General features: G+C 62.1%; 12 protein-coding genes. 1 reads left to right on the top strand and 11 read right to left on the bottom strand.

The features are described 5' to 3' along the window. Positions 1–972: a dicarboxylate transporter/tellurite-resistance protein TehA gene (gene tehA, locus P3T20_RS28675; RefSeq protein ID WP_429288552.1), complete on the bottom strand. Its 972-nt coding sequence runs from the start codon at positions 970–972 to the stop codon at positions 1–3. Positions 973–1,136: 164 nt separating this feature from the next. After that, complete coding sequence (locus tag P3T20_RS28670) at positions 1,137–2,714, bottom strand: UxaA family hydrolase (RefSeq protein ID WP_429288551.1); 1,578 nt, start codon at positions 2,712–2,714, stop codon at positions 1,137–1,139. A gap of 128 nt (positions 2,715–2,842) precedes the next feature. Between P3T20_RS28670 and P3T20_RS28665 the strand changes: the two genes are divergently transcribed. Beyond that, positions 2,843–3,820, top strand: a complete 978-nt coding sequence (locus P3T20_RS28665) for a LysR family transcriptional regulator (RefSeq protein WP_429288550.1) — start codon at positions 2,843–2,845, stop codon at positions 3,818–3,820. Here the strand turns inward: P3T20_RS28665 and P3T20_RS28660 are convergent. The 9 genes from P3T20_RS28660 to P3T20_RS28620 form a co-directional block, all read right to left on the bottom strand. Further along, positions 3,790–4,695: an SMP-30/gluconolactonase/LRE family protein gene (locus P3T20_RS28660; protein WP_429288549.1), complete on the bottom strand. Its 906-nt coding sequence runs from the start codon at positions 4,693–4,695 to the stop codon at positions 3,790–3,792. The two genes, P3T20_RS28665 and P3T20_RS28660, sit on opposite strands and share 31 nt — an antisense overlap. Before the next feature lie 78 nt (positions 4,696–4,773). After that, complete coding sequence (locus P3T20_RS28655; protein WP_429288676.1) at positions 4,774–5,694, bottom strand: ABC transporter permease; 921 nt, start codon at positions 5,692–5,694, stop codon at positions 4,774–4,776. A 74-nt stretch (positions 5,695–5,768) separates the two neighbouring features. Then, positions 5,769–6,734, bottom strand: a complete 966-nt coding sequence (locus P3T20_RS28650) for an ABC transporter permease (protein WP_429288548.1) — start codon at positions 6,732–6,734, stop codon at positions 5,769–5,771. Then, positions 6,731–8,242, bottom strand: a complete 1,512-nt coding sequence (locus P3T20_RS28645; protein WP_429288547.1) for a sugar ABC transporter ATP-binding protein — start codon at positions 8,240–8,242, stop codon at positions 6,731–6,733. Before P3T20_RS28645 ends, P3T20_RS28650 begins: the two co-directional genes overlap by 4 nt. Before the next feature lie 64 nt (positions 8,243–8,306). Further along, positions 8,307–9,323 carry an ABC transporter substrate-binding protein gene (locus P3T20_RS28640; protein WP_429288675.1) on the bottom strand — a complete coding sequence of 339 codons (1,017 nt, stop codon included), beginning with the start codon at positions 9,321–9,323 and terminating at the stop codon, positions 8,307–8,309. Between the two features lie 204 nt (positions 9,324–9,527). Next, positions 9,528–10,154 carry a DAK2 domain-containing protein gene (locus P3T20_RS28635; protein ID WP_429288546.1) on the bottom strand — a complete coding sequence of 209 codons (627 nt, stop codon included), beginning with the start codon at positions 10,152–10,154 and terminating at the stop codon, positions 9,528–9,530. A 14-nt stretch (positions 10,155–10,168) separates the two neighbouring features. Next, the gene (locus P3T20_RS28630) at positions 10,169–11,179 is read right to left on the bottom strand and encodes a dihydroxyacetone kinase subunit DhaK (RefSeq protein WP_074267968.1); all 1,011 of its coding nucleotides are present in this window, start codon (positions 11,177–11,179) and stop codon (positions 10,169–10,171) included. Between the two features lie 19 nt (positions 11,180–11,198). Then, complete coding sequence (locus P3T20_RS28625; protein ID WP_074267967.1) at positions 11,199–12,200, bottom strand: ABC transporter permease; 1,002 nt, start codon at positions 12,198–12,200, stop codon at positions 11,199–11,201. After that, complete coding sequence (locus tag P3T20_RS28620) at positions 12,197–13,750, bottom strand: sugar ABC transporter ATP-binding protein (RefSeq protein ID WP_429288545.1); 1,554 nt, start codon at positions 13,748–13,750, stop codon at positions 12,197–12,199. The genes P3T20_RS28625 and P3T20_RS28620 overlap by 4 nt, the downstream gene beginning before the upstream one ends. Positions 13,751–13,808: the final 58 nt, after the last annotated feature.

The raw sequence follows: 13,808 nt of genomic DNA, 5'->3' as shown, positions 1-13,808 counted from the left end.
TCACTTCATAAACAGCTTCCCTAGCAACAGCAGTCGTAACGTAGCGACGAAGAGCGCCAGAATCGCGACGTTAAGCAGCACAAACAGCGGCAATGCAAGGACGTCGACCGCCGGGTGAGCATGCACGCTAGCGGCGTGCATGCTGGCGAGCACCAGCGCGGTCGCCCCGAAGCTGAAGGCCCAGTAAGAGGGCGAAAATCCCGTCTCCACGAACCAGTGCAACAGGCGCGATAGCAGCAGCAACTGCAGGACCGCGTAGCCAAACAGGCCCAGAAACATCATGTCGATGCTGTTGTGGGAAATTGCAAGGTACGCGATCGAAGCCACCGCGGGCGGCGCAAGCTGGATGCCCAAGGTGGGACGAATCGCGTGCGCCAACGGCTCGGATGTATAAAGCCGGTTGGTGATCACCGACTCGAGTGCAAGCCACGAGAAAAGGCCGGCGCCGAAAAACAGCTTGGCCGCGTCTGCATATCCAATCGAACTCAGCGCGATGGAGGACACGAAATTGCCCGCCACGGTGGGCAGATACATGACGGCCGTCGTGTCTTCGTGCCTGCGGCCGCCGCGCAATAGCGCGCCGGAGCGGTACGTAGAAAACCCAAGCTGGCCCGCCGCGCCCAATATCACCAACACGGACCCCGCGCTATCGCTCCAGGTGGCCACCCACGCTCCGACCAGGACCGTCGAAACCGGCACAAGCCCGATGAAACAGCAATGTATGGGGTGTTCGAACTCCGTCATTGCGTCGTCGTGGTCGCGCATCCACTTGGTTACATAGCCAACCAGTAGAACAAGCCATACCACTGCGGTCAGTGTAAAAAGTGCTTCGCCAATCCTCGCGTCCACGCCCCAGACCACATGGGCAAAACGCCAGCAATTGCTCAACCCTGCCATTCCCAGGACGATTCCGAACGAAGAGGCCGGAACGGAAAAGTGACGCACTTGCGGAGACACCGAAACAGTGGACATGACTTCCTCCGAGGGCTGATGTCGGCCGGGGCCGGGCTTGCCCGTCCAGACGTATCAACACTATAGACGTCACTGTTCGGCGCGCAACCGGAAGTTAGTCGCAGCACACCATGGCCAGCGAACGGCCGCAGCAAGCGGCTCGTGCAGGAGCGTCGTTAGGTGCCTCAGGTAATCGCCCCGATCTGCCACGGCACGAACTCGTTCTGTCCGTAGCCGTGGACCTCGCTCTTGGACATCGTGCCGGAAGCGGTGGCCAGCATCAGTTCGAAGATTGCCTGCCCCAATTCGTCAACGCTCTTCTCCCCATCGAGGATCGTGCCGCAATTCAGGTCGATGTCTTCTTCCTGCCGCTTCCACAACGCGGTGTTCGTACCCAGCTTCAACGAGGGCGAAGGCGCGCAGCCATATGCGGAACCACGTCCTGTAGTAAAGCAGATCAGGTTGGCACCGCCTGCGACCTGCCCCGTTGCCGAAACCGGATCGTAGCCGGGTGTGTCCATGAAGACGAGGCCATGTGCGCTGACGGGCTCGGCGTAGCGATACACGTCTACAAGGTTAGTCGTACCGCCCTTCGCTACCGCACCCAACGATTTCTCCAGAATAGTCGTCAGGCCTCCTGCCTTGTTGCCCGCCGACGGATTGTTGTTGAGGTCGGCATTCATCCGCGCGCAGTAGTCTTCCCACCAATGGATGCGTTCGACCAGTTTCTCGCCCACTTCCACCGAGACCGCACGGCGCGTCAGCAAATGCTCTGCACCGTATACCTCCGGCGTTTCGGAGAGAATCGCGGTCCCGCCATGCGCAACCAGACGGTCAACCGCAGCGCCAAGCGCGGGGTTCGCCGTGATGCCCGAATAACCATCGGAGCCGCCGCATTGCAGACCGATCACGAGATGGCTGGCATCGACCGGTTCGCGCTGTACCTGATTCGCCTCTACAAGCATCGCCTTGACGGTTTCGATTCCCGCGGCCACCGTGCGCGCGGTGCCACCGGTGGCCTGGATCGTCATCGTCTTGAGCGCGGCGCCTGGCGTCAGGCTTTCGCTACGCATGAGACCTTCGATCTGGTTGGTCTCGCAACCCAGGCCCACAATCAGCACTGCGGCGAAGTTCGGATGCCGCGCGTAGCCGCCGAGCGTGCGGCGAATCAGGCCAAGCGCCTCGCCTTCGGCATCGACCGCGCAACCCTGGCCATGCGTCAAGGCAACGACGCCATCCACGTTTGGAAATGCCGCAAGCGCTTCGGGATGGATATCGCGCCGGAAATGGTCGGCTATCGCGCGCGCTGCCGTCGCCGAGCAGTTCACCGAGGTCAGAATACCAATGTAGTTGCGAGTCGCGACACGTCCGTCCGCGCGCACGATCCCCATGAAGCGCGCGGTTTTAGTCTGCGGTTCCAGCGGCTTCGCGTCGGCGCCATAGGCGTAGTCGCGATCGAATTGTCCCATCGACAGATTCTGCATATGGACGTGCTCACCCGCTTCGATCGGACGACTCGCAAAACCGATGATCTGCCCATAGCGCCGCACCGGGGCACCCGTTTCAATTGCACGTACAGCCACCTTGTGGCCCGCGGGGATCAGGCCGCGCACTGCAAGACCGCCGCCAATCTGCGCGCCCGTGACCAACTGGTGCCGCGCGATCACCACGTCGTCCTGCGGATGCAGGCGCACCACCGGCTCCGCACTTGCGGATACATTGCCGGCGGATCCGGCCGCGGTATTTTCAGCCTCGAACGTCATGGTGATTTCTCCAGTTCTTTAAAGCCACGAGGGGAACAGGCCACTCTAAGCCTGCCTCTGCCAAACTTCCAATCGCACCTTGAGTACAATCGATTCCAAATGGTTATGAGCTAATTGGTGCTTACCCTATGTCCAGATCGCCCGCTGTGCCTCCCCCGAGTGTGCTGAGCCGACTACGTTTCAAGCATCTCCAGCTGCTCGATATTCTCGGACGCACCCACAATCTGCGTATCGCGGCCGAGCAAATGCATATGACCCAACCCGCCGCAACGAAGATACTGGGCGACATCGAGTCCATGTTCGGCGCGCAATTGTTCGAGCGTTTGCCGCGGGAAATGCGGCCCACCGATCTCGGCGTGCTGTCTTTGCGTTACGCGAGTGCCGCCGTGGCCGATCTGGGCAAGTTCGCCAGCGAGTTCCACACCATGAAGAGCGGCGGCTATGGCCACCTCGCGATCGGCGCCATTACCGCTTCAACCGCGCAGGTCGTCGCCGCGGCGATCAAGGAAATCCAGCAGCAACGGCCGCGGCTCATCGTCAGGCTGATCGACCAGAGCAGCGACCAGTTGGCGATCTGGCTCGAAGAGAAAAAACTCGACCTGATGATCGGCCGTCTGACCGAAGCGCGCCAGGAGACCCTCTTCAACTTCGAAGACCTGTCTGCGGAGCCGGTGTGGGTCGTCGTTGGACGGCATCATCCGCTGCTCAAACAGGCGTCTGTCGAGATCGCCGATCTCGGCGCATGGCCGTGGATTCTCTATCCGCCGGCCACGGCGATCCGCCATCTGTTCGACGAGACCTTCGCCGCCGCCGGGATGCAAGCGCCCGTCGGCATGGTCGAAACGCCATCGATCTTCTCGACGCTCGAACTGCTGCAGGCCACGGACATGATTTCGCTGCAGCCGCGTGCCGCCGTCGCGAAGTATGTCCAGAGCGGACTGCTCGGCCAGCTCGTCGTGCCTATCCGGCGCACCATGACGAACTATGGCGTCATCACCCGCAAGAACGAAATTCCGTCGCAGCCCGCTCAGGAGTTCATGGCGATCCTGCGCACCACCGCCGCGCGGCTCGGCGATCACGTCGCTGTGCCACGCACAGCGACATAAAGCGAGTACAGCGAAGTATTCGCGGCAATAAACAGACGATTGCGATGCAGGCCGCCGAAGGTCAGGTTAGCCACCACTTCCGGCAACAGGATCTTGCCGAGCAGCGTGCCGTCCGGCGCGTAGCAATGCACGCCGTCGAGCGCACTGGTCCAGAGGTTGCCGTACTCGTCCACTCGCATGCCGTCGGGAACGCCCTGCTCGATCTCGACGAACACACGCCCGTTGCTCAGCTTGCCGCCCGCCACATCGAGAACGCGGATGTGATGCGGTGCTCCTTCGATATGCGAGGCAGCTGAATCCGCGATGTAGATGCGGCTCTCGTCCGGTGAAAAGGCAAGCCCGTTAGGCTTGACGAATTCGTCCGACACCAGCGTGACTTCGCCGCTTCCGGGCGTCACGCGATACACGTTGCAGCGGCCAATCTCGCTGTCGGCACGACCACCTTCGTAATCGCTAAGGATGCCGTAGTCGGGGTCCGTGAACCATACCGAGCCATCGGATTTGACGATTACGTCGTTGGGCGAATTCAGCCGCTTGCCCTGATAAGCGGAAGCGAGCACGGTGATGCTGCCGTCGTGCTCGGTACGCGTCACACGGCGCGCGCCGTGTTCGCAAGTGACAAGCCGCCCTTCGCGGTCACGCGTATTGCCATTGGAGAAATTCGAATTCGCGCGAAACGTGCCCACACCCATGCCGGGCGCCCAGCGCAGCATGCGGCTGTTAGGGATGTCGCTCCAGACGAGGTAATCGCCCGCGGGAAAATATGCCGGGCCCTCGGCCCACAGACAGCCGCCGTATAGCTTTTCGAGCTGTGCGTTCGGTTGCAGTAAGGCGCGAAAACGTGCATCGTGAACTTCAAAGTCTTTAGGTTCCATTGTCTTTGTCTTCCCATCGCACTTGAGATTAAGCCTGGGCTAACCGAGGCTCGAACCGTTGCGTTTGGTCTTGCGTTACTAGTAGCGCGCCGAGCGGCCGCCTGCCGCCACCACGACGACAATAATCAGTACGCCGTACGCAATCGAGCGCACGCCGGCACCCGCGCCCAACGCGTTGAGCACGGCATTGGTGAGGAACAGGAACATCGAGGCGCCCCACACACCGATGACCGTCGCGCGGCCGCCGGTGACCTGGGTGCCGCCGATCACCACTACTGCAATGGAGATCAGCATATATTCGACGCCCATATCTAGCGTCGCGCCACCCGACACGGCAGCGAGCAGTACACCTGTGAGCGCCGCAATGCCACCGGACAGCATGTACACCTTGCAGCGCGTCGCCTCGACACCCACGCCCGCCAGCCACGCCGCTCGCGGATTCTGGCCGACCGCGGAAAGACCGCGGCCGAATACCGTCAGATGCAGCAGGACCGCAATCACAACCGACAACGCCAGCGCGATCAACGCGAGATGCGGCACACCGAGCAGGTGACCATTGGCAAATGTCTCGAGCGCGACAGGCGGCGCATTCATGCCGCTGCTTTGCGTGATCGCAACCGACTGGATAATGAAACTCGACGACAACGTCGCAATGATCGGCGGGATACGAAGCACACGTATCAGCAGATAGTTCGCGAGACCGACGACTACACCAGCAGCGAGTGCAGTAACGAAGCCGGCGAGAATGCCATACGCGCCCATCACGTGAACGCCGATCATGCCCGCGAGCGCAATGACGGATGGCACCGACAGGTCGATATTGCCCGGCCCCGAGGTGATGACGAGCATCTGCCCCAGACCGACCAGCACCATGAAGACGCCAAACACCAGCGCCGTCAACACGACGTTACCGGCAATGGAAATCCCAAACACGACCGCGATGAGGATGCCTACGCCGATCGCCCCGACGAAGGACCAGACCCACGGCGCGCGCAGCATTCTGAGCCGCGCAGCGAGCGTCGGTTGCGCGTCGGCGCTGGAGCTTGCCGTGGATTGAAGTTCGGACTGCGGGTTCATCTGCGCCCCCCGCTTCGTTGCAGCAAGACGCGCAGCGACAGCACCGCAATCAGGATCACGCCCTGCATGCCCACCTGCCAGTCCGGCGAGATGTTGAGGAAGGCGAGAAACGATGCGGCCACGGTGAGCGTGATAGCGCCCAGCACGGCTCCCCAAACGGAGACCCGTCCGCCGACAAACTCGCCGCCGCCAAGTATCACCGAGGCTATCGACAGCAGCGTGTAGCGCAGTGCGAGGTTCGGATCGGCGGAAGTCGTCAAGCCGAGCAATGACAGGCCCGAGCACACCCCGAAGAAACCGGCGACGCCGTACAGGATGGCGCGGCTCTTGACCATCGACCAGCCAAACCGGCTCATCGCCCGAGGATTACCGCCAGCACCCCTCACCCGCACGCCTGTCGACGAACGCATCAATAATAGATGCCCCACCAGCGCGATCACGACCGACCATACTATCGGCGCGGCAATCAGCGGCGTTTGATACGTCATCAGGCTGCCAAGCCATTGGGGACTGCTGCCACCGGGCGAAGGCAACAGTAACACCGCGAGTCCCGTCCACACGAACGACAGGCCGAGCGTGACCACAATCGATGGAATCTGGCGGAATTCGATCAACGCGCCGATCGCCGCATACGCCAGCACGCAACCTATCAGCGCTACGATGCCTAGCCACGGTTCGCGCACGCACAAGGTCGCGCCAATGCACGCGGTCAGGCTGACGAACGCGCCGATCGACAGATCAAGATCGTTCACGGTAATGACGGCCAGTTGCGCGAGCGTCGCAAAGACGATCGGCACGGCAAGATTGAGCAGCAGTCCCAAGCCGAAGTAACTGAACGTCGCCGGCTGCAGGATAAAGATAGGCACCAGAATCACCACCAGTGAAAACACCGGCAGCAGCGCCCTTAGCCGTGCATTTCGGACGTTGCGGACATTGAGCCCAGTCGCGACGGAAGGCGTCATGCGGCTTGCTCCTCGAAGCTGGCTGCGAGGAGTACCTCTTCGGTGCATTCGTCCGCGTGCAGCACGCGCGTGACGCGGCCAGAACGAAACACATAGGCGCGATCGCAGTATGCGAGTTCGTCGTTTTCCGTGGTGTACCAGATAAACGTGCGTCCGTTCGACGCCTCGCCGCGCACGAGTTCGTAGATGTCGCGCTTGGTGCCGATGTCGACGCCGCGAGTCGGATCGTCCATCAGGATCAGGTCCGCGTCGGAGGCCAGCGCGCGTGCGAACAGCACCTTCTGCTGGTTGCCGCCCGAGAGCGACAGGATGCCTGCACGGGTCGCGGCGCCGCGAATGCCGATCTTCGCGCGCCAGTCCTGCACCAGCTTGCGTACGCCGTCGGCATCGACCAGCCAGCGCTTGCGCAGACCGTTCGACGCACCATACAGAGAGCGGATCGCGAGGTTCTCGCTGATCGACCAGAGTGGGAATACACCGTCGTCGGCACGATCGCCGGCCACAAACGCCACGCGCGTCGCTGCTCCTCGGCGGGTGGAGTCGCGATAGATGGCGAGCAACGCTTCGGTTTGGCCCTGCCCCGCGAGGCCCGCAAAGCAGACAATCTCGCCGCGTGCCGCGTTGATCGTCGAGCGTTTCACTGCAGTGGGCCCAACCTGCCACGTGAAATCAGCGGCATTGACATTGCCCTGCGCGCGACCGGCCTTTTGCGTTTGACGCCCGACATCGACGTGCTGCCCCATCGCTCGCACAATTGCATCCTGAGTCAACGCATCGCGCGGCAACACCGCGGCCGCCATGCCGTCGCGCATCACCAGCACGCGGTCCGCGACGCGTTCGATCTCGCCAAGCATGTGGCTAATCAGAATACAGGTGATGCCACGGCTCGCCGCCTCACGGATAAAAACCAGCAGCTGTCCGGCGGTATGCGCATCGAGGCTGGACGTCGGCTCATCGAGAATGACCAGCTTTACCGGTGCAACCACCACCGTAAAAGCTCGAGCGATCTCGACCATCTGACGTTGTGTCAGCGTCAGGTCCGCGACCAGTTCATGCCCCTTCAGACCATGGCCCGGAAAAATCGCGTCAAGCTGTTCCACCATCAATGCGGTTGCTTTCTTGCGCCAGCCGCGTCCTTTGAGTTGCGGATGCAGGATGCACATGTTCTCCGCGATCGACAGGTTCGCGCACAGGGAGAGCTCCTGGAACACGCAACGCACCCCTGCTTCGCGCGCCACGTTAGCGTCGTAGTGGCTGACCGGCTGGCCCGCCACCGAGAGCGTGCCGTGATCCGGCGCGTACACGCCTGCGAGCACCGCCATCAGCGTGGACTTGCCCGCGCCGTTATGACCGGCGACGCCGACGCATTCGCCGTTCCGGAACGCAAAGTCAATGCCGCTCAGCGCCTTGACCTGGCCGAACGTCTTGCCGATACCGGCAAGACCGATCAGTACCTCGCCAGATGCGATGCCGGGCGAACCCGATGATTCACCGAATGAAACCGTCATAGATCCCTTCGTTGTGCCGACGACGGACAGCGGCGACCTCACGCATCGCCGCTGGCCTGTTGCCTTACTTCGAGTCGACGACCTTGAGCACCTCGTCGCGCGTGAATTCCTTGTTGGCAAGCTGGCCCGGCGGCGTTTTGGCGAGCACCGAGTCGAGCTCGTCCGCTTTCACCTCGAGCAGCGGCATCTGGATATCGTGCGGCAGCTTTTTACCCGCCAGCAATTGCTGGGTGATCCAGAAAGCAAACGTCGAGCAACCCGGCGGGATGGTGACCGACAGCGTCTCGTAGCTGCCCTTCTTGCGTTGCTCGGCCCACCACGCCAGCTCTTCCTGGCGATTGCCAAGAATGATGATCGGCGTCGGACGGTTAGCCTCGGCGAACGCCTTCGCCGTGCCAAAGCCGTCGCCACCCTGGTCCACGACACCGTCGATTTTGGGTAGCGTCGGCAAGATACCGGCTACCTGCTTTTGCGCAACCGTCTGGGTCCAATCGCCATGCACGGAGCCCACGATCTTCAGCCCTGGGTACTTCTTGAGCTCATCGACGATACCCTGATGGATTTCGTCATCCACGGACACGCCGGCAAGACCGCGGATCTCGAGCAGATTGCCGGTGCCGTTCAGGCGTTTCGCCATATAGTCGACCTGCATCGAACCGAGTTTTCGGAAATCGACCGTGATGCGATAAGCGCAGGGCTCAGAGGCGATGCCATCGAACGACACCACCGTCACCCCTGCGCCGCAGGCCTGCTTGATGACGCCATTGAGCGCGGTAGGCGACACGGCATCCACCGCAATGCCTTTGAAGCCCTGCAGGATCAGGTTCTGCATTTGCTGCACCTGCTCGGTGGCCTGATTCTCCGCGGTCGTGAACGTAGGCGCGGCGGCGACCACCTTCTGCTTGACGGCGGCATCGGCGACATTCGACCAGCTCTTGAGCATCGCCTGACGCCAACTGTTGCCCGCGTAGTTGTTCGAGAGCGCGATTTTCAGCGACGAGGTATCGCCGCTCGCTGCCTGTGCACTGGCTGTATTGGTAACGCTGACGCAAACCACGGCGGCAAGAATGCCGCAGGCCACTTTCGATCTCACGTGATGTCTCCGTTTTGGAATTGTAAAGAAGCAGATCTGAGGCACTTGGGACGAGCGGTAGCCGCGGGCACCGTCCGCTCCCCGCCAAGTCTAGTACGAGGGAAGACGTTATCCAATTGCGTATTCCGCGCAACCGATTCCTGCTGGTTATCGATCCGACAACGTAAACCCTTATCGAAACCGCTCATTGTTCTATGCCTGCAGCGCCGAGCGCAGCGCTTCGAGAAAACGCAGATACGCTGTCGCGCCTGGGTCGGCATGCCCGATGCTGCGCTCCTGCACCCATGCGGCGCGCCCCTTCTTCGATTGCTGGCTTGCCGTCGCCGTTACCTGCTCCCGCGAATTAGCAATCATCGCGTCGAGCACGGCATCGGCGGAGCCGGATGTGGCCTCGAGCGTATCGAGGCTAGGCACGAGCGCGTCGAGCACGGTCTTGTCGCCCACCTGGCTTTTGCCGCGCTCGATGATCCGGGCTGCCACCGCACGCCCGATCGCCAGTGAATCGGCTTTATCGATCGCGTCCTTGCCTGTCACCGTCTTCGATGCAGCAAGCAGGCCGCCGCCGATCAGCGCCGCGAACGTCGACGGGTTCGCCGTGGAAAATGCCTTTCCCGACGCAAGCAAAAGTTCGGATACCGATGCTGTTTCGGGCAATGCGCCAATCGCCTTGACGACCGCGGCCGATCCGGATTGCACGGTGATGCCGAGATCACCGTCGCCAAGCGCGGCATCAAGCTCCCGCAACTCTTCGGCGTGAGTGGGTAAAGCAGTAAGCGTACGCGTGAGCAAGTCACGCAGTTCAATACAGGAAAGACTCATGACGTTCCCCTCTTTCAGCTTTGCGACCAGTCATGAAAGAAAGGTGAGCGCGCAGGCGCGGCGAGCAGCGCTTCAAGCTCGTCGTCGACCAGCATGATCGTGATCGAAGCACCGGCCATTTCCAGGCTCGTCACATACTCGCCCACATACGAGCGTGCAATCGTCAAACCCTGCTCTGCGATGAGCGCGGCCGAACGTCGATAGAGCAGATACAACTCTTCGAGCGGCGTGGCGCCAAGCCCGTTGATCAGCACTGCTACACGCGAACCCTTGGGCGCCGCGAGATCGCGCAAGATTTCTCCGGTAAGCCGCGTAGCGATTTCATCCGCCGTTTCCAGCTTGCCGCGATGCGTGCCCGGCTCGCCGTGGATGCCAATGCCAATCTCCATCTCGCCTTCGGGCAGCGTGAAGGTCGGCTTGCCGGCTGCGGGCAGAATGGTCGGCGACAAACCCACGCCCATCGTGCGGCACTGGTTGTTCGCCTTCGCCGCGATGCGCGCCACTTCCTCTAGCGAATCGCCGCGCTCCGCCGCTGCGCCAGCACACTTGAAGACGAATACCATGCCCGCCACACCGCGCCGGTCAGCGCTACGTTCGCTGGGCGCGGACGCCACGTCGTCGGTCAGCAATACGGTCTTCACATCGATGCCATCCGGCTCCGCAAGATCTGCTGCCAGATCGAAGTTAAAGACGTCACCGCCGTAATTGCCGTACACATAGAGCACGCCGGCGCCGCCGTTCACTGCTTTGGTCGCTTCATAAATCTGCTCGGATGACGGCGATGAAAACACGTTGCCCACCGCCACACCGCTGCACAGCCCCTCGCCCACATAGCCGAGAAAGCCCGGCATGTGTCCCGATCCGCCGCCTGTCACGATGCCCACGCGGCCCTGCTTCGGCGCATCCGCGCGCACGAGCGCACGGCGGTCGGCCGTTGCTGCCTTGATCCAGCCCGGATGTGCGATCAACAGCGACTCGATGATTTCATCGACGAACTGATCGGGCTGGTTGATGATCTTTCTCATGCGTGTCTCCTGAATGAGGTTAGTTCTTGCGGCGCTGACTGAGCGCGTCGAGCATGACGGCGGCGAAGATAACGCCGCCCTGAATGAATTGTGTCCAGAATGGATTGACGCCGAGCAGCGACAGTCCGACGTTGATCACGCCGATCAGTACCACGCCAATGAACGTGCCCACGATCGAGCCGCGCCCGCCCGCAAGCGACGTACCGCCGATCACCACGCCGGCGATCACCTGCAATTCGAGTCCGTTCGCCGCCGACGGCAACGCCGAATTCAACCGCCCTGCGAGCACGATGCCCGCGATGGCCGCTGTCACGCCTGCGAGCGTGTACGTGAGAAAAATCACGCGGCCTACCGGAATGCCCGCGAGCCGCGCGGCTTCCTTGTTACCGCCGACCGCGAACACCTGATGTCCAAACGTGGTCTTGCGCAGCAGCACGTGACCGACGATAAACACCACCAGCATCACGAGCATCGGCGCTGGAAGGCCTGCTACGCTCTTCGCGCCGAACGCGGTGAACGAATTGGGAAAATCGAACTTCGTGCGGCCATCGGAGATGGCGAGCGTGAGGCCGCGCGCCATTGCCATCATCGCCAGCGTGACGATGAATGGCACGAGCCTGAACCACGACACCGAGAAGCCATTCAGCGCACCCACGATCGCACCGACCGCCAGCGCCACCCCGAGTCCGCCGATCCCGAGACCGACGTTCCCCGCCGCCGATCCAGCCATGACGGTCGCAGCCACCATGCCGCTCAGCGCCACGAGCGACCCGACCGAGAGGTCGATGCCCGACGTGATGATCACGAAAGTAGCGCCGACTGCCGCAATGCCGACCACCGAGACCTGCACCATGACGTTGGTCAGCGTGCTGGTGGTCAGGAATTCCGGCGATGCGATCGAGAGCACCACACAGATCAGCACGAGCGCCGCGAAGAGCGGCCCGATGCCGCTGCGCAGTTGCCGGATGAGGCGCTGCGAGAACGCCTCCGAATCCGCCTGTTTGGTTGTCGTGGACGTCATGTCCCTACTCCTGTCGTAGCCCATTGAATCACCGTTTCCGAATCCGCCTTGTCGCGAGCAATTTCCGTGACGATGCTGCCCCGGTACATCACCAGCACACGGTCCGACATGCCGAGCAGCTCCGGCAGTTCAGAGCTGACCATGATTACCGCCGCGCCCGCCCGCGCCATGGAAACCATGTGCGCATAGATCTCCGATTTCGCGCCCACGTCGATGCCGCGCGTGGGCTCGTCGAGCATGATGACGGCCGGATTCGTGGCGGTCGCACGCCCGAGAATGACCTTCTGCTGATTGCCGCCCGAGAGGTTGCCAGTGATCTGCATGACCGACGGCGCACGCACGCCGAAGCGCGTGCTTGCCTCCTGCGCGAGTGCACGCTTGCGGGCATTGCTGACGAAACCGCCTGTGGCAAGCGCCTTCAGGCTCGATAGAGCAACGTTTTCCTCGATACTCGCTTCCAGCACGAGGCCTTCGAGTTTGCGATCCTCGGCGGTGTAGACGAGACCGTGTTGCACGCCGTCGCTAGGCGATTTGATGTTGACCTTCTGGCCGCGCACGACGATTTCGCCTTGCGTCACCGGCAACGCGCCAAAGATCGCCTTCAGCAATTCGGTGCGCCCTGCCCCTGCGATGCCCGCAATGCCGAGGATCTCGCCCGCTCGCACACTGAGCGAGGCGTGCCGCACGATGGGCGGGCTCGCCAGATCGCGCACCTCCAGCACAACCGGGCCATATTCGCGCGGCTCCCACGGATAGAACGATTCGAGGTTGCGCGCGACCATCGCCTGGACAAGCTCCTGCTCGGTCCATTGCGACATCGGACGCGAACTGACGGTGACGCCGTCACGCATGACGACCGCCGAGTCCGCCAGTTCGAACACTTCTTCCAGGTGGTGCGAAATAAAAATGATGCCCATCCCCGCTGCACGCAGACGGCGCACAACGGCATAGAGATTCGCGATATCGCCACGTTGCAATGCGGCGGTAGGCTCATCCATCACAAGGATGCGCGCCTCGCGCGCGACTGCTTTCGCGACTTCCACGAGTTGCCGCTTGTTGAGCGGCAGATCGCCAAGGCGCATTGACGGCGACACGCTCTCGAGCCCGACTTGCGCAAGCGCCTTGCGCGCATCGTCATTCGCTTCGCGGCGCTTCACGAAGCCGCCTTGCGACGGCATGCGCCCAAGGAACAGGTTTTCCGCCACGGTCATGTCGTTGACCAGCGAAAGCTCCTGGTAAATCACCGCAACACCCGCGTCGATAGCAGCGTGCGTCCCTCGCCCAAGCGGCACGCCGTTGATCGCGATGCTTCCCTCATCAGGCTCGTACGCACCCGACAACGTCTTGATCAGCGACGACTTGCCCGCGCCGTTCTCGCCGACAATCGCCATCACGTGACCGGCTTCCAGCGTCAAGCTCACGCCGCGCAAGGCCTTCACGCCCGGAAAACTCTTGACGATGCCTTCCATGCGCAACAACGGCGCATGACCGCCCGGCGTGGCGGCGAGCCCGCCGCCTGCCACCTCCGGCACATTCGTTTCGGCACTCATGTTCGATTCTCGTCTGGCTTGAAGCATGCGGCCCGCAATGCGGGCGCGCATGTTCGCA

The sequence above is a fragment of the Paraburkholderia sp. GAS206C genome (assembly GCF_050435645.1).
In the GTDB taxonomy this organism is placed as follows: Bacteria; Pseudomonadota; Gammaproteobacteria; order Burkholderiales; family Burkholderiaceae; genus Paraburkholderia; species Paraburkholderia phenazinium_B.
This window is presented reverse-complemented; position numbering and strand designations above follow the sequence as displayed.

Bases quoted from the DNA above. Each gene is read 5' to 3' on its own strand.
- P3T20_RS28660 (WP_429288549.1), bottom strand. From the start codon at position 4,695: ATGGAACCTAAAGACTTTGAAGTTCACGATGCACGTTTTCGCGCCTTA.
- P3T20_RS28665 (WP_429288550.1), top strand. From the start codon at position 2,843: ATGTCCAGATCGCCCGCTGTGCCTCCCCCGAGTGTGCTGAGCCGACTA.
- P3T20_RS28645 (WP_429288547.1), bottom strand. From the start codon at position 8,242: ATGACGGTTTCATTCGGTGAATCATCGGGTTCGCCCGGCATCGCATCT.
- P3T20_RS28635 (WP_429288546.1), bottom strand. From the start codon at position 10,154: ATGAGTCTTTCCTGTATTGAACTGCGTGACTTGCTCACGCGTACGCTT.
- P3T20_RS28625 (WP_074267967.1), bottom strand. From the start codon at position 12,200: ATGACGTCCACGACAACCAAACAGGCGGATTCGGAGGCGTTCTCGCAG.
- P3T20_RS28650 (WP_429288548.1), bottom strand. From the start codon at position 6,734: ATGACGCCTTCCGTCGCGACTGGGCTCAATGTCCGCAACGTCCGAAAT.
- P3T20_RS28655 (WP_429288676.1), bottom strand. From the start codon at position 5,694: ATGCTGCGCGCGCCGTGGGTCTGGTCCTTCGTCGGGGCGATCGGCGTA.
- P3T20_RS28620 (WP_429288545.1), bottom strand. From the start codon at position 13,750: ATGAGTGCCGAAACGAATGTGCCGGAGGTGGCAGGCGGCGGGCTCGCC.
- P3T20_RS28630 (WP_074267968.1), bottom strand. From the start codon at position 11,179: ATGAGAAAGATCATCAACCAGCCCGATCAGTTCGTCGATGAAATCATC.
- P3T20_RS28670 (WP_429288551.1), bottom strand. From the start codon at position 2,714: ATGACGTTCGAGGCTGAAAATACCGCGGCCGGATCCGCCGGCAATGTA.
- tehA (WP_429288552.1), bottom strand. From the start codon at position 972: ATGTCCACTGTTTCGGTGTCTCCGCAAGTGCGTCACTTTTCCGTTCCG.